Here is an 18614-nt window from a genome sequence, read left to right on the forward strand (position 1 = left end):
CCCCGTCCCCACGGGTGGTGCGGACCGGGCGCGCGCCGCTCAACGCGCGACCCGGAGCGTCGGGCCTACGCCCGTGGGGCGGTGGCCGCGTCCGAGGCCGTGGCGGGCTCGGTGGTGTCGTCCGCGGTCGGGTGCGCGGCGGCGAGCGGACGCCGGCCGGGGATGAGCGAGGCGACCGCGAAGGAGATGAGGGCGGCTCCGGCGCCGACGGCCATGACGACCTTGAAGCCGTTTTCCGAGGGCAGCGCGTGGCCGCCGAAGTCGGTGACCATCTGGGCCAGGATGACGCCCGCGACGGCACTGGCGGTGGAGGTGCCGATCGAGCGCATCAGGGTGTTGAGGCTGTTGGCGGCCGCCGTCTCGGACGGGTCCACGGCGCCCATGATGAGGGAGGGCATCGCGCCGTAGGCGAAGCCGACACCGGCGCCGATGATGCAGGAGACCACGACGAGCTGCCAGACCTCGGACATCATCACGATGTTCAGGCCGTATCCGGCCGAGACGATCAGGGCGCCGATCATGAGGGTGATCTTCGGGCCCTTGGCCGCGGACAGGGCCGCGGACACCGGGGCGCAGGCCATCATGACCAGGCCCTGCGGGGCCATGACCAGACCGACGGCCAGCATCGACTTGCCCAGACCGTAGCCGGTCGCCTCAGGCAACTGGAGGAGCTGCGGCAGGACGAGGGACATCGCGAACATCGAGAAGCCGAAGGCCATCGAGGCGATGTTGGTCACCAGGACCTGGCGGCGCGCGGTGGCGCGCAGGTCGACCAGGGGTTCGGCGATCCGGAGCTCGTAGCGGCCCCAGCCCGCCAGGACGGCGACGGCGGCGATGAGCAGGCCGAGCGTGGTGCCGCTGCCCCAGCCCCAGTCGGCGCCCTTGGAGATCGCCAGCAGCAGACACACCAGGCCCACGGCCATGCCGACGGCGCCCACCACGTCGAACCGGCCGCCCGTGCGGACCTTGGACTCCGGGACGAGCAGGAACACGAGGGTGGTGCCGAGGGCGCCGATCACGGCCGAGGTCCAGAACAGCGCGTGCCAGTCGAAGTTGTCGGCGATGAGCGCGGCGGCGGGCAGACCGAGGGCGCCGCCGATGCCGAGGGAGGCGCTCATCATGGCGGTGGCGGTGCCCAGCCGCTCGGCCGGCAGCTCGTCGCGCATGATGCTGATGCCGAGCGGGATGACACCGGCGGCCAGGCCCTGGAGCACCCGCCCGACGATCATCGGCGTCAGCGAGTCGGACAGCGCGCACAGGACCGAGCCGCACACCAGCAGCACCAGGCTGAACAGCAGCATGCGGCGCTTGCCGTACATGTCGCCGAGCCGGCCGACGACCGGGGTGGCGACCGCGGCGGCGAGCAGGGTGGCGGTGATCGCCCAGGCGGCGTCCGCTGCCGTCGCGTTCAGCAGCGTCGGGAGCTTGGGGATGATCGGGATCACCACGGTCTGCATCAGCGAGACCACGATGCCGGCGAAGGCCAGCACCGCCACGACGACATTCGGTTTCGGCGGGGCGGACTCCCCGCTCGCGGTGGACTGCCCGCTTCCGGCGGGCTGGGCGAGGGCGTCGGGCATGGCGAAGGGCCTCCGGAGGCGGAAATCGACAGACCAGCTGACTGCCGGACTCGTTATTTTAAATCACTCGACTGAGTTAAAGTGACTGTAGCAGACGGTGCGCCGGTCAGTAGGCTGTCGGCCTTGCCTCGCCGCCCAGGGGAGGACCTGCGGCGGGCTTCGGGACCGGCCGCCGCGGGGCACGCCGCGGTCCCGGTGAGGTGGTGGACATGCCCGGCAGAAGGGTCCGTGAGGAGCAGGTCGAGGCGACCCGTGAGGCGATCCTCGACGCCGCGGAGCGGCTGTTCGCCGAGTACGGGGTGCACACGGTCTCCAACCGTCAGATCAGCATCGCCGCGGGCCAGGGCAACACCGGCGCCGTCGGCTACCACTTCGGCACGAAGACCGACCTGGTCCGGGCGATCGCCCGCAGACACACGGCGGTCATCGCGGAGATCCGCGCCCGCATCCTGGCCGAGTCCGGCGAGTTCACCTGTGTCCGGGACTGGGCGGCCTCCTCGGTGCGCCCCGTCATCGAACACCTGGCCTCCCTGGGGACCCCCACCTGGTTCGCCCGGTTCAACGCCCAGGTGTCGGCCGATCCGGCGCTGTTCCAGATCGTGGTCGAGGACTCCCTCATGTCCTCGTCACCGCAACAGCTGCGGGACCTCCTCGACCGGTTCCTCCCGGACCTGCCGCCCGAGGTGATCACCATGCGCATGCTGATGGCGCGCCATCTGATCGTGCAGATGTGCGTCGAGACCGAGCGGGCCCTGGCCGAGGGCGCCCCCGCCACCCGGCTCAACTGGGACGACACCGCCACCGACCTGACCGACGCGATCGCCGCGCTGTGGGAGGCCCCCGTCTCCCGTCACCCGGCCCACCCGCGGCCGGCGTGACGCACGCGGCGCGCGGGCGGGACACCGCTCAGTAGTCCAGCCGCGGGAACCAGTCGTCCCGGCCGCCCGGTGTCAGATCGAGAAGATGCCAGACGGGGGCGAGGAGGTCGATGCCCCGCTGCTCGATGTCCTCGGCCATGCGCGGGTGGGCGGAGTAGCGGTGGCGGACCGTGCCGTCGCCGTCCCGGGTGAACACGGAGATGGTGGAGTCCTGCTCGCCGTCCTTGTCCTCACTGCCCAGGTCGTACTTGAAGGTGCTGTCCCCGCAGCTCAGCAGGCGCAGCCGGGACCAGCCGCGGTTGCGGGCGTGCTCCCGCAGGGTGGCCGGGTCGGCGGCCGCGGCGACGGCGAAGTCGGCGTTCCGGGCGATGTGGTGGGCGACGCCGTTGAAGCCGTCGACCCACAGGGTGCACATCGGACACGGCTCGGTCTGCCGCTTTCCGTACATCAGGTGGTAGACGATCAGCGGCCGGTCCGGGGCGGTGAACAGCTCGCTCAGGGAGGTCTTGCGGACGGGGGCGTCGCCCGTGTCCAGGTCGGCGGGGCCCTCGAGGAAGACGTAGTCGTCGACCGGCGGCCCCGCGGGAAGCGCCCGCCGCCGGGCCGCGACCTCCTCGCGGTGGCGCATGAGCTCGATCTCGGCGAGGCGGAGCTCTTCGCGGGCGGCGAGGTAGTCGGCGGACTCATCGGGCAGTCGGGTCTGCCGCAGCATCGCATCCTCCTGGGTGGGAAGCCCCCGAAGGATTCGAGTCTATGGCGCTCCCGGGGTGCGCAGACGGCGATAAATAGTGTGCCAAGCGAGAAAAGTGCAGGTCAGGAGGGCAACGGCCCGGGAGGTGGGCTTGCTCCAGCAGGGAGCCCCGTCAGGCGTGGTCGGCGCAGCAGGGCGTGGGATTCGGGACTTCGAACGGCGCCAGCGCCCTGTCGGCGGCCGGCACCAGGGCGAGGGTGAGCCGCCCGTCCCGCCACTCGGGCCGTACGTGGTCGCGCGTGAGCACCGGCGTGGCGGGGTCGGGCCCCTGGCCGTCCGCCGCCGGTGCGCCGACCACGGTGACCCGGTCGATGGCGGTCAGGGCGAGCAGGTCGGCCACGGTGACCGTGCCGGTGAGGTGTTCCACTCCGGGATAGACCACGGCCCGCCCGCCCCTGCGGTGGGCGTGCTCCGCGGCGGCCAGCGCGGCCGTACGGACGGCCTGGTCCGCGCCGTACGAGCGCTCCCGCAGGACCGCGCCCACGTCCGCGCTCTCCCCTCCGGCGATGCGCTCCCACACGGCCTCGGCCGTGGCGGCGTCGGGCAGGGCGAACGAGACGGCGGTGGAGCGGCGCTCGTCGGTGCGGATCAGATGGGTGCAGGCGATCGTGCCCGGTGCGAGGCCGAGGTGGTCCAGCAGATCGTGGATCAGATGGTCGGCCGCGCGCAGGTTCGCCGACCCGGCGTCCACCCCGATGAGGAGGTGGACGCCGGGCACGACGTGTGGTGCGGTCATGCGGGCAGGACCCACATGGGGTTGGAGTAGAACCACAGGTCCTTCCACGGATCGGCGTCCCCGATCACGTCCATCGCCGGTCCGGCCGGGTCGACGGCGGCACCGCGAAGGCCGACGGCGGAGCGGTTGCCGTCGGTGCCGCGCAGCCGCACGTACACCGGCTTGTCCACGCGGCCCAGGGAGTAGGTCAGGCGCACCGAGCCGGTGGACTTGTTCACCTCGAAGGACTTCACGACCTTGGTGTCCGGGGTGGTGAAGGTGTCCTTGTCGGAGACCGGGCCGGTGACATCGCCCTGGATGACGTCCACCCGGGCCAGCTTCGGCACGAACTGTGCCCAGTTGGGCCCGTTGGCCAGGCTGATCTCCATGACCAGGTCGACCTGGGCGCCACGGCGCACATGCAGCACATTGCCGAGGGTGATCGCGCGGCTGCCGGAGCGCAGCTGGGCGTTCAGGCCGCTGATGAGCCCGCCGTGGTCAACCCAGACACGTCCGGCGCGGATGCCGTCCATCACCGCCTTGTAGGCGAAGGAGGCGGCGCCGACGTGGGTACGGGAGTACTGGCCCGGCCAGAAGTCGGTGTCGGTGAGGCCCAGGCCGCCGCCGTAGACCGGGTCGTTGTAGCGGCCGTTGGCGTTGAAGTCGCTGTTCGGGCCGCGCACGGCGGTGTCGGCGTAGACGTTGTGGGAGTCGGAGTTGGCCGTGATCCACCAGGGCTTGCCCTCGGCGAGCAGGCTGTCCCACAGACCGCCGACGGTGGCGGTCATCCAGTCGAAGCCGCCCCAGGTGCGGTAGCTCTCCAGCGGGTAGCCGCCGAAGGAGTCGGCGCCGGGGCTGTTGTCGTAGATGCCGCGGGCCCCGCCGGGGCCGGTCGGGGCGGGCAGACCGGCGGCCTGGTGGCCGGGGGCGCCCTCCATGCCGACGGCGATGGTCGGCTGGGCGTCGCGCCAGGCGCGGATCTCGTGCGGGGAGTCGATGCCCTTGCGCGCGGGGTGGTTGGCCAGGAACAGGATGTCCTTCACCCTGCGGCGCTGGACCTGCTCGGCGAGGAAGTTGACGCCCGCGATGGCCAGCGCCTCGTTCGCGGGGGTGTTGGAGCTCGCCTTCTTCACCGAGCCGTCGAAGGAGTTCTCGAACTCCTTCAACACCGCCACCTCGTTCTTGCCGGGGTGGACGAAGACGGTGCCGTGTTCGGCGGCCGGGATGTTCCACTCCAGGCCCTGGAAGACGAGGGTGTCGTCGATCTGGTCGCGGGCGGCGACGATGTCCGGGTTGACCTTCTCCACGCCGATCTTGGCGTGCGTCTCGCTGCCGTGGTCGGTGATGACCATCCAGTCGAGGCCGTGGGCGTTCGCCTGGCGTACGTGGTCGATGACCCGGTACTTGGCGTCGGAGCTGTACTGGGTGTGGATGTGGTGGTCGCCGGCCAGCCACAGGTATCCGCCGGAGCGCTCGCTCCCGGAGGCTGCCGACGCGGATGTCGCGGCCGCGGGGGCCGCGGCGGCCTGGCCCGCGCCGCCGAGGACGCTGCCCGCCGCGAGGCCCGCCCCGAGCAGGCCGGTACGGCGCAGCATGGAGCGCCGTGACAGCTGGCTGGGGGTCAGTGCCTCGTCCGGGACGGACATGTCGAGGGCGGGCGGCAGGGACGACGCGTCGCCGCTCGTGTGGTGGTGATGGTGGTGACCGTGGTCGTGTCTGTGACCGTGGCTCATGCTCAACTCCCGCTGGCGCAGGGACGTACAGGCTGGGACGGGGCAGATTCTGCGAAGCCTGCGTGAACGGGGGAGGACCGACCGGTGGTGCGGTGAGGAACTGCTGATGTGCGGCGAGCGCACACTCGGTGCCGGTGGCCGCTCTCGGCGCCGGCGGGGCCCGGGCGGCCGTCTGAGCCAGGTCGGGGCCGTTTTCGGGGTGGATATGGCACTGTCGGATAAAGAGGAATGAATGTTATAAAGGCCGACATGACAGCAGCTGCTCGCAAAGCCTGGCGTCGCCGCAGGCCGAGCGGGCCCCCAGCCCTGCACACGTCGTCCCCGAGACGGCGGGCCTCGCTGCTGCGCGGCTCGAGCGTGGCCGGGCAGGTCTTCGTCCTGGAGTTCTTGCTGGTGGTGGCGCTGGTCGCGATAGCCGTGGTGGCGATGGTGCTCAGCGCCCGGACCCAGGTCACGGCGGACGCCCGCCACCGTGCCCGTGCCGTCGCCGCCGCGTTCGCCCAGTCCCCCGGCGTGGCCGAGGCCATGACCAGGGGCAATCCCACCGCGGTGCTTCAGCCGCGCGCCGAGGCGGCCAGAAAGACCTCCGGTGTCGACAGCGTCGTGGTGTTCAACACCCGGGGGATCCGCCTCACCCACCCCCAGCCGGAACTGATCGGCAAGCGGATCGTCGGGCCCGCCGCGCAGATCCGGAAGGAGCTGGCGGGCCAGCCGATCACCGAGACCTTCCACGCGAGCCAGGGCCGCTCCGTGATCTCCGCGTTTCCCGTCACCGGGCCCGGCGGGAAGTTCCTGGGCGGGGTGTCGGTCGGCGTCAAGATCAAGAGTGTGAACAGCGAGGTGGACCAGCGGCTGCCGGTTCTGCTCGGCGCCGCCGGCGGGACACTCGTCGTGGCCGCGGGTGGCACCACCCTGGTGAGCCGGCGGGTGCGGCGCCAGACCCACGGCTTGGCGCCCGCGGAGATGACCCGCATGTACGAGCACCACGACGCGGTGCTGCACGCGGTCCGCGAGGGTGTGCTGATCCTCGACGGGGACGGCCGGCTCCTGCTGGTCAACGACGAGGCCCGGCGCCTTCTCCAGCTGGCCCCGGACATCGAGCGGCGCCACGTCTCCGAACTGGGCCTCGAGCCACATCTGGAAAAGCTGCTGGCCTCGGGGCGGACCGTCAGCGACGAGGTCCACCCGAGCGGGACCCGGCTGCTGGCGGTCAACATCCGGTCCACCGGCGACGCCGGCACCCCCACCGGGACGGTGGCGACACTGCGGGACACCACCGAACTCCGCGTGGTCGCCGGCCGCGCCGAGGTGGCGCGCGAGCGGCTCGAGCTGCTCTACGACGCCGGTGTACGGATCGGCTCCACCCTGGAGCTGACCGGGACCGCGGAGGCGCTGGCGGAAGTGGCCGTCCCCCGCTTCGCCGACGTCGTCACCGTGGAACTGCTGGATCCGGTGGAGCGCGGCGAGGAGCCGTCGCCACCACACGAGGCCGAGGTACTGCGCCGCACCGCGGTCGGCGGGGTCCCCGAGGGACACCCCCTCTTCCGCCAGGGCGAGCAGGCCACCTACGCCCCGTCCGCCCCGCAGCTCCAGGCCCTTCGGACCGGGCAGGCGGTGCTCCGGACCGATCTGAGCGACACCTCCGGGTGGCCCGCGGGGTACGGCCCCGAGGCCCTGCGTCTCCTCGACCACGGCATGCGCTCCCTGATCACGGTGCCCCTGCGCTACCGCGGTGTCACCCTGGGCCTGGCCAACTTCTGGCGGACACGGCGCAGCGAGCTGTTCGAGGACGACGATGTGGCGATCGCCGGGGAGCTGGCCGCGCGGACCGCGGTGTGCGTCGACAACGCCCGCCGCTTCACCCGCGAACACGCCATGGTCGTCACGCTGCGGCGCAATCTGCTGCCCTACGACCTGCCCGAGCAGGACGCCGTGGAGGTGGCCTCGCGCTATCTGCCCGCGCAGGCGGGCGGGGGCGGCGGCTGGTTCGACGTGATTCCGCTCCCGGGCGCCCGGGTCGCGCTCGTCGTCGGCTCGGCGGTCGGACAGGGTCTCCACGCCACGGCCACCATGGGCCGGCTGCGCACCGCGGTCCAGAACTTCTCGGCCCTGGACCTGCCGCCCGACGAGGTCCTCTCCCTCCTGGACGAGCTGGTCACCCGGGTCGACCTCGAACGCGGGCCCAGCGCCGACTCCTCGAGCATCGCCGGCTCCACCTGTCTGTACGCCATCTACGACCCGGTGGCGGGCCACTGCACCGTGGCCCGCGCGGGCCACCCGGCCCCGGCCCTCCTCGGCCCCGACGGCACCGTGGACATTCCCGAGGTACCGCTGGGCCCGCCCCTCGGCAAGGGCCGGGAACCCGTCGAGACCGCCGAGTTCTCCCTGCCCGACGCGACCAGCCTGATCCTGCACACCCACGGACTTCTCGCCCACGACGACCAGGACCGGGACACCAGCCTGCGCACGCTGCGCCACGTGCTGGCCACCGCCCCGGACCGCAGCCCCGAGGAGACATGCCGCAGCCTGCTGGACAATGTGCTGCCGCCCCGCCCCGCCGACGACGTCGCCCTGCTCGTCGCCCGCACCCGGCTGCTCGACCCCAAACACGTGGCCGAGTGGGAGGTGCCCTTCGATCCGGCGGCGGTGGCGCCGCTGCGGGCCGAGTGCGGTCGGCACATCGAGGCCTGGGGCCTGGAAGAGGCCGCTTTCAACGCCGAGCTGATCATCAGCGAACTGATCACCAACGCCATCCGGTACGGCGTCCCGCCCGTACGGCTGCGGCTGCTGCACGGCCGCACCCTGATCTGCGAGGTCTCCGACGGCAGCAGCACCGCCCCCCACCTGCGGCGGGCCAGAACCACCGACGAAGGCGGCCGGGGCCTGTTCCTGGTTTCCCAGTTCGCCCAGCGCTGGGGCACCCGCTACACGACCCGCGGCAAGGTCATCTGGGCCGAGCAGGCCCTGCACGACACCCCGGCGGGAGACGACGCCACGGGCGACAGCCTGCTCGGCCAGTGGGATGTGGCGGACTGGTGAGCCGACCGGTGAGCGCTACGCCGGTTTCGGGCTGAGCACCAGGTGGCGGCCGAGGGCCGACAGCCATCTGGCCGCGGTCTCCAGCGCCGTGGGCAGGGCGGCGGCGCGCGCGGCGAGCGCGGCGGCGCCCACCTCCCCGGCCTCGGCCGCCACCCCCGCCCCCGCGCCCGCCCCCGCTTCGGCCAGGCCCGTCCCGAGCGCCGCCGCGCCCAGTTCCAGGCCCGCGACCACCGGCAGCAGCTCGACGGCGAGCAGCGCCAGCAGCCCGACGCCCATGAGCGCGGCGGCCATCCGGAGCGCGTCCCGGTCCCGGGGCATCCGGCCCAGGTACTCCTCGTTCAGCCACGGGGTCAGGGTCACCCCGTACGGGGTGCGGGCGGCCTGCCGGCGGCGTTTCTCCTCGTCGATCAGCTTGCGCACCACCGGCAGCTCCGAGCCGTAGGGCATGCGGTGGATCTCGTACAGCAGCAGCCCGTCGATCCCGTAGGGCCAGTTGCGGTTGAACGTCGGCTGGAAGCAGATCCACTCGATGTACTTGTTGCCCTGCTCGTCGGTGGACGGCGGCAGTGGGACGATGCGCTGGTACATGGGCGTCGGCCGCCACTTCGAGGGACCTGCCTGGACGCTGTACGAGGTCAGGCTGAAGCCCTCCTTGATGTCGGGGTCCAGCCCGCGGATGATCTGCTCGAACTTGTTCAGCTTGTAGCCGATGTCGTCCCTGAGCGTGGCCACCGCCTGATCCGCCGTGGAGACCTCCAGCAGCTCCAGCACGATCGGACCGGCCTGCGGCGGTCTCGCGCAGAACCCGAGGATGTCCGGACGCAGCTGCCCGCCGGCCTTGTGGTCCCTGCGGAACTCCCGGAACAGCCGGTTCAGCAACCGGTCCGGTCCCGTCATGTGGGTGAGCAGACGCGTGTACTCGTTCTCGGTCAGCACGAACGACGCTTCGGGATAGCGGAATTTGAAGTCGGGGTAGAAGTAGCCGAACATGGCCCCCTGGGCCCACTGCCACTCCATGGTGTTCTGCTCACCCTTCGCGGTGCCGCGTACGCGCCCCGCGTCCCGGGTGAAGTTGCCCTCGCCGGGGCAGATCGTGACCTGCTGAGTGTCGAGCCGGGAGGCCATGCGCGGCGACGCCCTTCAGGAGATGGCCGAGAGGTTGCTGGTGACCGCGATGTCCGTGCCCGAAGTCGGGGTGTATTCGGCCCACTCGGCGATCAGCTCACCCTTCTCCCCGGGCTGCATGACCGGGAACGGCGCGGTCGGGGACCCGGTGTGCGCCTGGTCGAGCCGGGCGACCTCGATGTGCGTGCCGTCGGGGACCCTGGTGACCGTCTGGGCCTCCTGGCTGTGTTCCAGACCGTGGACCGCGCCGATGACGACCTGGGCACCGACCACGAACCCGGAGCTGGAGGCGACGGGGATGGAGACCGGCCGGGCGGACGGGCCCACCGAGGCGGCCGAGGTGGTGAAGACCGCGTCCTCCAGCCTGGTCGCGGTCCGTCCCGGGTTCGCGGGCGGGATCCCCGGGTAGTTGCGGTCGTCGTAGGCGGCGATCTCCTGCGCGATGGTCCAGTACTGCGAGGGGTTCTCGGGGGCGTTCGGGTCGTCGATGACACCGTTCTCGACGAAGTTCACCCACCGCGTCTCCCAACCGCGCCGGATGGTGAGCACCACCCGCGCGCTGCCCGCCCGCAGAAACGCCTGCCGGTTGGCGTCGGGGTGCTCGATCTCGCGGATGAAACGCCAGCTCTGCGGGAGGTCCCAGAAGTACGAGTAGAGGAAGCTCACCACGTTCTCCCACTCGATGGCCTGGTTGACGAAGCGTACGACGTCCTCGTACTGGCGGACCGTCGTCCACAGCGTGGAGTCCGGGCCGATGGTGTCCCCCTCGAATCCCGTGCCGTGCGCCACATCCACCTTGGCCGCCACGAAGGCGTCGAGAACGTCCTTCGGCATGCTGGGGAACCTGCCGCCGAGCAGATACCGCAACACGCTCTTCATGATCTCGTCGCTCTCCTCGCGGCGCAGCGTGAGCGTGTCCACGTCGCCCAGCCGGGCCTCGAGCGCCGCGATCCGGCCGGCGATGTCCTGCTGTTCCGCGTAGTAGTTCGTCTGCGCGGCCGTGTAGAGCGCGTTCCACACATCGAACTGCCACCGCTGCATGGCGGCCCGGGTCGGCCGCACCTCCGCGGTCAGCAGCAGGGACTGGGTGGACACCTGGTCGAAGACCAGGACGAGCACCGACGTTCCGCCGGCGCCGGCCATGAAGTCGCCGCCGTCGGTGTCCCGCTTCAGCACGGTGCCGGGCTCGAAGACCCGTTCCGGGAAGGGGTCGAAGGGCAGGGTCGTGCCCTCGATGGTGAACTGGCCCAGATGGCCCGCGAAGCTCGTCATCCGGCCGCTGATCGTGATGCTCACGATCTCGTACCCGGCGGGGATGTTGAGAGGCATCCTGGTGACGCCACGGCCCTGCGGCAGCGGCCCGGTCTCCACCGCGTACGTCTGCGGGGGCAGGTCCGGGGGCGGCGGCGGGACCTGCGCGTCGTACTGGTCGGCGAGCACCAGGTAGTGCGGCGACTTGGGGGTGGGCGGGTCCGTCTCCGGCGGCTCCGGGTCGCCCTTGCGGACCTCGGCGGTGATGTCGTTGTGCGGGATGTTGAAGACGAACGGCCCGAGCTGGGCCTTCAGCGCCTCGAGCTCCGCGTAGGCGCGGCGCATCGTGGCGGCGGGCTCCGGGAGCACGACGTCATACGTCTGCCGCATCCCGTACCGGTAGAGGCGGACCCGCCACTTGCGCATCAGGCTGAAGTAGTCGATGCGGATCGGGTTGGTCGTGCTGGGATTCCGCAGCGTCCTGGTGGTGGTCTGCGAGGTCCCGGTGACCGTGGTCGTGGAGATGGTGACCTTGTGCTCCTGCCGGGCGCGGGTGGACGCCTTCTGGGTCAGGGTGGTCGCGTGCTTCCGGCTGTCGGTGGCCGACTGGGAGGCCGCGTCCTGGCCGGTGAATCCCGAGGTGACCGAGCCGGAGATGACGGGGATGCCGCCGGAGACGGTCCCGGTGATGTTGAACTGGTTGGAGTGCTGCTGCTGCGAGGCGGTCGACTGCGACAGCTCGGTGTTGTCCGTCACCCCCGTCTCGCTGAAGGTTTCCAGCGAGTCGGTGACGATCGAGCTGAACTCCTTCTTCTGGACCGACCACTCCTTGTAGGTGACGGCGGTCTCCTCCTGCGGGGCCAGGGGAATGGTGGCGACGAGCTCGCCCCGCTCGATCCCGGCCGGTGTCATCTCCAGCCGCTCCAGGTTCATCAGGCCCATCCGGGGTGCGGCGGTGTTGGCCTCGAGGCCCTTGGCCGCCACCACCGCGGTCTGGAGCGCCTGGAGCGCAGTGCCCCGCGTGGCCTGGGGCTCCTCCGCGCGCCGGCGGCGCAGGGCGACAACGGCCTCGCCGAGTTCCCGGAGCGTGTGCATGGGGACCGTGGCGAAGGCGGAGAGCGGCGCGGGGGAGAGGGAGGGCGGGGTGAGCAGGTCCCGCAGTGGCTCGATGAGCTCGGGGCGCTGGTCTCCCAGCGCGTCGGCCTCGTCGGGTCGGAGCTGGAGCCGGCGTACGAACGCGGCCTTGGCCAGGGCCTGTCCGACGGACGGGGTCTCCACGTTCAGGGGCACGAAGGTCGCTTTTTCGATCTCGCGGGTCGACTGGTCGAGCACGGGCGCCGTCGCCGGCGGAAACATCGGCGCTGTCGTCGATGATGTCGCCGGTGTTGTCGCTGACGCGGGGGTCGGTGGAGTGGTCTGTGGCATCGGAGCGGCGACGCTCGGCGCGTCCGCTCCGGACCCGGATCCCGATCCGGACTCGGGGGCAATGGTCATGGTGATCTCCACAGCGGGTGACTGCGGCCGCACTCCGGGCCACTGGACCCGACCCTCGCACAGCGGATCACCCAGCGGCACCAGTTGTGCCGCTGAGCGGATCAGCTCCCCGGGCGCCGTTGCATCGCGGCGCTGATGACCTTCCCCGTCCGTACCACCGAGGCCGCCAGCGAGGGCAGCGGCCGGTCCGGGTCCACCAGGGCGCCCAGGGCCGCGACCACCGCACCGCCCCGGCCGCGCAGGGGGACGGCGACGCAGCACACCCCGTCCATGACCTCCTGACGGTCGAGCGCGAACCCGGTCTCCCGGATCCGGGCCGCCTCCCGCGCCCATGCCCTGGACGGCGGGTCCAGGGGCAGGCTGTCGGGCGCGCCCGCCACCAGGATCTTCCCCGCGGCGGTCGTCCAGGGGAATGTCATCCCCGCCCGCATCGGCGTCACGGCGTCCAACTCGCCGGGGACCGTGCCGGCTGTCAGTGTCCGGCCCTCGCGCAGGACGAAGATCCCGACCGTGGCACCGGTGGCTCTCGACAATTCGCGGACCGGTCCGCGAGCCAGGGCCAGTGTGCCGGGGAGCGGCTGCCATCCGAGACCCAGCCGGAACATTCGCGAGCCCATTCGGAAAAGGCCATTCGACCGTTCTACCGCACCCAATTCGACGAGTTGTTCGAGAAGTCGGCGCGCGGTCGTCTTCGGTAATCCGGTCTCCGCCGCCAACTCCGTGAGCCGGGAGGGCCCGGCCCTTTCCACGGCCTCGAGCAGGGCGAACGCGCCCTCCAGAACCCCGCGTCCGCCACTCGGCACACTCGTTTCGGTCACCGCCGAGCCCGCCCTTCCCTCCACCGCTGCCGCTTTGTGCTCTCTTACGGCAAGGAAAGCTATTTTAGATACACGGGAGATAAATCCCCACTTGACAACCCGGTATTCGCGAGATCGGTGGACATACGCGGACGCCCCGGTCCGGAGGCTGATGCCCCGCGCGCGGCCGAAGGGCGATCAGGCTTTCCGACGGCGACGGGGCCGTGTCACCTCGGGCGGCGGGTCCGGCTGCCTGATCGTGTCGACGAGCCCGGCCCAGGTGTCTGCCACCGTCGCCCACGGCGGTACGTCCGTGGGGGCCGGTTCGTCGCCCAAACCGCCCACGAACAGGTACCGGTGGGCGACCGTGGTGAGATGGCCGAGGACGTCGAGGCGGTCGTCGACGAAGTGGGTGATGCCCAGGCGTGCGCAGACCGGTCCCTTGTCCGCGCGCTCCCGGACGAAGTGCAGATTCTCGGCCGGGATGCCGGTGCGGGGGAAGAACTCGTGGTGGTGCAGCCACGCGCGGGTGTTTCCGGCGACTTTCGGGCCCGCCTTGGACACGATGTGTACTCGCCCTTCGAAGGGCTCCTCCGCCAGCAGGGCGAGGGCTTCGAACACGCCTTGCACCGCCGGGGTCAGCAGGGGCTGCGAGCCGAAGAACGAGGTGTCCTCTCCGGTGGCGATCCGGTCGATGATCACCCCGCCCACGTCCACCCCGAGCGTCGGAGGTGTCGGGCGCTGTCCCGGCCCGCGGTAGGGGGCGCGCCCGCCGCCCGGCGGCCGCTGTTCTCCGGCTCGCGCCATCGCCCTCACCTCGGGTCGGCGAATGTCCTCGACCCGAGGATCGTGGCAGGCGCCGCGGCGGGAAGCCAAGCGGATTACCGCGCCGCGGGCCGGTGGCGGTCAGTTGGGGTTGTCCGCGTGGGTGAGGGTCGTCCAGGCGTTGAAGTAGTTGTCCGTGCCGGACGGCCGGTGCGCCTCGGTGTACTTCTGGGTGTTGGACATGCTGATCCCGAGCCGGTTGTGGAGGGCGTTGTAGCCGACCTCGGTGACCTTGGCGAGGCCCGTCTTGACCGAGCCGCCGCACAGCCAGGAGGGCACGGCCGTGCCGTTCTCGTAGGAGGTGTGGAAGCCCAGCGCCTGGCGCAGCCGGTCCTGGATCTTCGGATAGAGGTCCTGGCCCTGGATCCGGCTGGTCTCCGCGATGTCCGCGACGGAGGCGATGCCCCAGCCGGTGTGCCCGAAGTCACGGCAGGTCTCCTGGGCGAGGCCGTCGGCGAAGGTGCTCTGGCCCTGCCAGTACTTGATGATCTCGGCGCTGGTGTCGATGTTGCTGTTGGCGGGCGGCTTGGGCAGATCGCCGTCGCTGGTCAGATATATGTACGCCGGGACGCGGGCGAGGTACGTGCCGACCGCCTTGTCGTAGGCGGCGCGGTCCTCGATGAACACCGAGATGCCGATCGCCGCCTCGGTCATGACCAGTTCCCAGTTGCCGTTCTTGGTCGCCGCGCCGTTGATCACCTCGGGGAGGTACACCTCGCGCAGCATGGTCGCGAAGCGCCCGGCGCCCGGCCAGCCGCCGTCGTAGGTGTACTTGATGATCTCGGCGGCACGCGGCCAGGTGGATCCGGCCCAGCCGGTCTGGAGCGGGGCGTTGCTGTTGGTGTGGTCGGTGATGGTCGCGGACCACGCGTCCATGATCTCGATCGACTTCTTGGCGTATCTGCTGTCCCGGGTGAAGTACCAGGCGAGCGCGTCGGTGTAGGCCGCGATGGCGTCCTGACGCTCGTCGGTGCAGCCGTTGTTGGGGTTGGACGACGAGCCGCACTCCACGATCGCCCGCGGCTTGGCGGTGCGCGAGAGCGAGGCGTAGGAGCTGGCCAGCATGTTGTCGTACGCGGCCTTCCAGGGCTGCTGGCCGGCGTCCACCTTGGCGCGGGCGTAGTCGAGTTGGGCCCGGCTGACCAGCACGCCCGGGTGGGCGAAGGCGGCCGGCGCGGCCGTCGCCCGCGGGGCAGGGCCGGTGAACTGAAGGCTCAGCAGGCCGGCCAGCAGGGCGAGAACGGTGCACAGCGCGGTTCTGGTTCGTGCCATCCGAGGACCTCTTTCCATTCACGAATAGGAACGTGGTTCCGAATACGGACTGGATTGGCCTGGACCATAGGGAGCCTTCGTGTGCATGTCAATGGCGAGGGTGGCGTATCGGGCGAATCGCCGCACATTCGAGCGCGGGGGGCACCGTTTGATTGATCAAAGCATCGGCGGGTTAGCATATGAGCGCCGCCTAGCTCGAAAGATAAACTTGTGACTGTCAACGAGGACTCGTTCACCAACTGGAAGAACCGCGAGGAGATCGCGGAGTCGATGATCCCGCTCATCGGGAGACTGCATCGGGAACGAGATGTCACCGTCCTGCTGCACAGCCGCTCTTTGGTGAACAAGTCGGTGGTCAGCATTCTCAAGGCCCACCGATTCGCCCGGCAGATCGCCGGAGAGGAGCTCTCCGTCACCCAGACGGTGCCGTTCCTCCAGGCCCTCACCACGCTCGATCTCGGCCCCTCCCAGATCGACATCGGCATGCTCGCCGCGCTGTACAAGGCCGACGACCGCGGTCTGTCGGTGGAGGCGTTCACCGCCGAAGCCGTCGCAGGCGCCACGGGCGCCAACAAGATCGAGTGCGGCGAGGGGCGTGACGTCGTCCTCTATGGGTTCGGCCGCATCGGCCGCCTCGTCGCCCGGCTGCTCATCGAGAAGGCCGGCTCCGGCAACGGCCTGCGGCTGCGCGCCATCGTCGTCCGCGGGAGCGGTGGTCGGGCCGACGAGGATCTCGTGAAGCGCGCGTCGCTGCTGCGCCGTGACTCGATCCACGGCCAGTTCCAGGGCACGATCACCGTCGACGAGGCGAGCAGCACGATCGTCGCCAACGGCAACGAGATCAAGGTGATCTACGCCGACGACCCGACGTCGCTGGACTACACGGCGTACGGCATCAAGGACGCCATCCTCATCGACAACACCGGCAAGTGGCGCGACCGCGAGGGCCTGTCCAAGCACCTCAGGCCCGGCATCGACAAGGTCGTGCTGACCGCGCCCGGCAAGGGCGACGTCCCCAACATCGTCCACGGCGTCAACCACGACACGATCAAGCCGGACGAGCAGATCCTGTCCTGCGCCTCCTGCACCACCAACGCGATCGTCCCGCCGCTGAAGGCGATGGAGGACGAGTACGGCGTGCTGCGCGGCCACGTGGAGACCGTCCACTCGTTCACCAACGACCAGAACCTGCTGGACAACTACCACAAGTCCGAACGCCGTGGCCGCTCGGCGCCGCTCAACATGGTCATCACCGAGACCGGTGCCGCCTCCGCCGTCACCAAGGCGCTGCCCGACCTCAAGGCGCCGATCACCGGCAGCTCGATCCGGGTTCCGGTGCCGGATGTCTCGATCGCGATCCTCAACCTGCGGCTCGCGCGTGAGACCACCCGCGAGGACGTCCTCGACTATCTGCGCAATGTGTCGCTGACCTCGCCGCTCAAGCGCCAGATCGACTTCACCAGCGCCCCCGACGCCGTCTCGAGCGACTTCATCGGCTCGCGCCACGCCTCGATCGTCGACGCCGGCGCCACCAAGGTCGAGGGCGACAACGCGATCCTCTACCTCTGGTACGACAACGAGTTCGGCTACTCCTGCCAGGTCATCCGCGTCGTCCAGCATGTCTCCGGGGTGGAGTACCCGACCTACCCGGCCCCCGTGGCCTGACCGCGGACCGGGCGCCGCTCGTTCCGGCCCCCGTCCGCGGGTACCGCAAACCGATCACCCGCGGGCGGGGGCGGGGCGTTCAGGCCACCGCCCCGGAACCCCGCGCGACGCCACGACGTTGGGTGTGACATGGGCGAACTGGTTCCTGGTGGAAACGCATTGCTCCCCGACGGCGTGCTGCGGATACGGGTGCCGGGCCCCTTCGACCTGTCCGTGCTGATCACCGGAGAGGACGGAAAGGTCGCGGGGGACGGCGACTTCGTCTTCTTCAACCAGCCGTCCGCCCCCGGCGCCCGGCTGGACGGTGACACCGTCACGCTGCGGCCGGAGGAACTGCGACGCGGCGCCGGCCGCGCCACGGTGGTGATCAGCCCCGCCGATCCCGGCACATCGCTCGGCCGGCTGCCCGCCCCCACCATGACCATCACGGGGGTGGGCGGGGCGCGGGCCATCCGGTTCACCCCGCCGCGCCCGACGCATGAGACGGTGCTGCTGCTCGCCGAGATCTACCGGCGCGGCGACCGGTGGAAGGTGCGGGCGCTGGGCCAGGGGTACGCGGAGGGGCTGGCCGGGGTGGCCCGGGACTTCGGGGTGGACGTCGCGGACGACGGCGGGCAGCCGCCGCCCCCGCCTCCTCCGCCGCCCGCTCCGTCGCCCGCCGCGCCCCCGGCCGGCGCCGCCCAGGACCCCGACGGCCTCCTCGGTCTGGTCAACGGCGTGCGGGCGCGGAGCGGCGCCCCCGAGATCGCCCTCGACGCGCGGCTGAGCACGGCCGCCCGGGCCCATGCCGACGCCATGGCCTCGCACGGCCGCCTCGGCCTCGAGAGCCCCGACGGGACATCGGTCTTCCACCGGATCGCCACCGCCGGCTACGCCTGTCTGACCATCGCCGAGCACATCGTCTCCGGGCCCCGTACGGCGGCCGAGTTCATGGACTACTGCCTCCAGGACGGGGAGCGCGGCGCGCCGTTCCGGGATCCCTCGGTCGCGCACCTCGGGGTGGGCCGGGCCGGCGGCGGCCGCTCGGGGGAGGTCTTCTGGACGGTGCTGTGGGCCCAGCCGTTCACGGCCGCGGGCCTGGCCCGTGCGGCCGCCACCGTACGCGAGCTCACCAACGCGGAGCGCGCCGCGGCCGGACTGCCACCGCTCGCCGCTGACCCGGACCTGACCGTGGCCGCGCAGCGGCACAGCGAGGACATGGTCGCCCGCGACTTCTACTCCCACACCGACCCCGAGGGCGGCCAACCGTGGGACCGGGCGGCGGCAGCCGGATGCCGCCACCGGGGCATCGGCGAGAACATCGCGTGCGGTCAGCGCACCCCGGCGGAGGTGGTCCGGGGCTGGATGAACAGCCCCGGACACCGTGCGAACATCCTGAAGCCGGAGTTCAGCCACATCGGGATCGGCTACGCGACGGGGAGCCGGGCGGGCACGTACTGGACACAGCTCTTCGGCAGCGTGTGAGGCGGCGCAGCTCCGCCACCGAGCG

At 71.1% G+C, this 18614-nt stretch carries 13 protein-coding genes and 1 pseudogene; 4 read left to right on the plus strand and 10 right to left on the minus strand.

Annotated elements, in window-relative coordinates:
• Positions 1-65: 65 nt before the first annotated feature.
• Positions 66-1580 carry an MFS transporter gene (locus tag ACZ4WQ_RS09445; protein WP_311723310.1) on the minus strand — a complete coding sequence of 505 codons (1515 nt, stop codon included), beginning with the start codon at positions 1578-1580 and terminating at the stop codon, positions 66-68.
• A 200-nt stretch (positions 1581-1780) separates the two neighbouring features.
• Between ACZ4WQ_RS09445 and ACZ4WQ_RS09450 the strand changes: the two genes are divergently transcribed.
• On the plus strand, positions 1781-2458 hold the full coding sequence (locus ACZ4WQ_RS09450; RefSeq protein ID WP_385337440.1) for a TetR/AcrR family transcriptional regulator: 678 nt from the start codon (positions 1781-1783) through the stop codon (positions 2456-2458).
• A gap of 28 nt (positions 2459-2486) precedes the next feature.
• Here the strand turns inward: ACZ4WQ_RS09450 and ACZ4WQ_RS09455 are convergent, their stop codons facing one another.
• The 3 genes from ACZ4WQ_RS09455 to ACZ4WQ_RS09465 all read right to left on the minus strand — a co-directional run bounded on the left by ACZ4WQ_RS09455 (position 2487) and on the right by ACZ4WQ_RS09465 (position 5657).
• Positions 2487-3170 (minus strand): DUF899 family protein, encoded by a 684-nt coding sequence (locus ACZ4WQ_RS09455; protein ID WP_361186361.1) that lies wholly within the window; start codon positions 3168-3170, stop codon positions 2487-2489.
• A 151-nt stretch (positions 3171-3321) separates the two neighbouring features.
• Positions 3322-3945 (minus strand): hypothetical protein, encoded by a 624-nt coding sequence (locus ACZ4WQ_RS09460; protein ID WP_311723307.1) that lies wholly within the window; start codon positions 3943-3945, stop codon positions 3322-3324.
• Positions 3942-5657 carry a PHP domain-containing protein gene (locus ACZ4WQ_RS09465; protein ID WP_398374399.1) on the minus strand — a complete coding sequence of 572 codons (1716 nt, stop codon included), beginning with the start codon at positions 5655-5657 and terminating at the stop codon, positions 3942-3944. The genes ACZ4WQ_RS09460 and ACZ4WQ_RS09465 overlap by 4 nt, the downstream gene beginning before the upstream one ends.
• Before the next feature lie 249 nt (positions 5658-5906).
• Here ACZ4WQ_RS09465 and ACZ4WQ_RS09470 point away from each other — a divergent pair, with 249 nt between their 5' ends.
• Entirely contained in the window at positions 5907-8696 is a 2790-nt protein-coding gene (locus ACZ4WQ_RS09470; protein ID WP_311723305.1) for a SpoIIE family protein phosphatase, read from the plus strand.
• 15 nt (positions 8697-8711) lie between these two features.
• Here the strand turns inward: ACZ4WQ_RS09470 and ACZ4WQ_RS09475 are convergent, their stop codons facing one another.
• The 6 genes and pseudogenes from ACZ4WQ_RS09475 to ACZ4WQ_RS09500 all read right to left on the minus strand — a co-directional run bounded on the left by ACZ4WQ_RS09475 (position 8712) and on the right by ACZ4WQ_RS09500 (position 15460).
• The gene (locus ACZ4WQ_RS09475; protein ID WP_398374401.1) at positions 8712-9821 is read right to left on the minus strand and encodes a hypothetical protein; all 1110 of its coding nucleotides are present in this window, start codon (positions 9819-9821) and stop codon (positions 8712-8714) included.
• A 15-nt stretch (positions 9822-9836) separates the two neighbouring features.
• Positions 9837-12428, minus strand: coding sequence for a hypothetical protein (locus ACZ4WQ_RS09480; RefSeq protein WP_398374402.1), 2592 nt, complete (start codon positions 12426-12428; stop codon positions 9837-9839).
• Positions 12429-12667: 239 nt separating this feature from the next.
• Positions 12668-13099 (minus strand): IclR family transcriptional regulator domain-containing protein, encoded by a 432-nt coding sequence (locus ACZ4WQ_RS09485; RefSeq protein ID WP_398374447.1) that lies wholly within the window; start codon positions 13097-13099, stop codon positions 12668-12670.
• Between the two features lie 114 nt (positions 13100-13213).
• A pseudogene (locus ACZ4WQ_RS09490) lies at positions 13214-13408 on the minus strand (helix-turn-helix domain-containing protein); the annotation flags it as partial.
• Between the two features lie 153 nt (positions 13409-13561).
• Positions 13562-14170: a hypothetical protein gene (locus ACZ4WQ_RS09495; protein ID WP_358844828.1), complete on the minus strand. Its 609-nt coding sequence runs from the start codon at positions 14168-14170 to the stop codon at positions 13562-13564.
• A gap of 99 nt (positions 14171-14269) precedes the next feature.
• Complete coding sequence (locus ACZ4WQ_RS09500) at positions 14270-15460, minus strand: alginate lyase family protein (protein ID WP_385337423.1); 1191 nt, start codon at positions 15458-15460, stop codon at positions 14270-14272.
• A 210-nt stretch (positions 15461-15670) separates the two neighbouring features.
• Between ACZ4WQ_RS09500 and ACZ4WQ_RS09505 the strand changes: the two genes are divergently transcribed.
• Together ACZ4WQ_RS09505 and ACZ4WQ_RS09510 are read left to right on the plus strand one after the other, a co-directional pair.
• Positions 15671-17125 (plus strand): glyceraldehyde-3-phosphate dehydrogenase, encoded by a 1455-nt coding sequence (locus ACZ4WQ_RS09505; protein WP_398374403.1) that lies wholly within the window; start codon positions 15671-15673, stop codon positions 17123-17125.
• A gap of 129 nt (positions 17126-17254) precedes the next feature.
• Positions 17255-18589, plus strand: a complete 1335-nt coding sequence (locus ACZ4WQ_RS09510; RefSeq protein WP_398374404.1) for a CAP domain-containing protein — start codon at positions 17255-17257, stop codon at positions 18587-18589.
• Positions 18590-18614 lie beyond the last annotated feature (25 nt).

The sequence above is a fragment of the Streptomyces sp. NPDC028305 genome, assembly GCF_055569495.1.

Excerpts from the sequence above, each read along its gene's own strand:
- ACZ4WQ_RS09445 (WP_311723310.1), bottom strand. The coding sequence starts at position 1,580 with ATGCCCGACGCCCTCGCCCAGCCCGCCGGAAGCGGGCAGTCCACCGCG.
- ACZ4WQ_RS09455 (WP_361186361.1), bottom strand. The coding sequence starts at position 3,170 with ATGCTGCGGCAGACCCGACTGCCCGATGAGTCCGCCGACTACCTCGCC.
- ACZ4WQ_RS09460 (WP_311723307.1), bottom strand. The coding sequence starts at position 3,945 with ATGACCGCACCACACGTCGTGCCCGGCGTCCACCTCCTCATCGGGGTG.
- ACZ4WQ_RS09465 (WP_398374399.1), bottom strand. The coding sequence starts at position 5,657 with ATGAGCCACGGTCACAGACACGACCACGGTCACCACCATCACCACCAC.
- ACZ4WQ_RS09470 (WP_311723305.1), top strand. The coding sequence starts at position 5,907 with ATGACAGCAGCTGCTCGCAAAGCCTGGCGTCGCCGCAGGCCGAGCGGG.
- ACZ4WQ_RS09475 (WP_398374401.1), bottom strand. The coding sequence starts at position 9,821 with ATGGCCTCCCGGCTCGACACTCAGCAGGTCACGATCTGCCCCGGCGAG.
- ACZ4WQ_RS09480 (WP_398374402.1), bottom strand. The coding sequence starts at position 12,428 with ATGTTTCCGCCGGCGACGGCGCCCGTGCTCGACCAGTCGACCCGCGAG.
- ACZ4WQ_RS09495 (WP_358844828.1), bottom strand. The coding sequence starts at position 14,170 with ATGGCGCGAGCCGGAGAACAGCGGCCGCCGGGCGGCGGGCGCGCCCCC.
- ACZ4WQ_RS09500 (WP_385337423.1), bottom strand. The coding sequence starts at position 15,460 with ATGGCACGAACCAGAACCGCGCTGTGCACCGTTCTCGCCCTGCTGGCC.
- ACZ4WQ_RS09510 (WP_398374404.1), top strand. The coding sequence starts at position 17,255 with ATGGGCGAACTGGTTCCTGGTGGAAACGCATTGCTCCCCGACGGCGTG.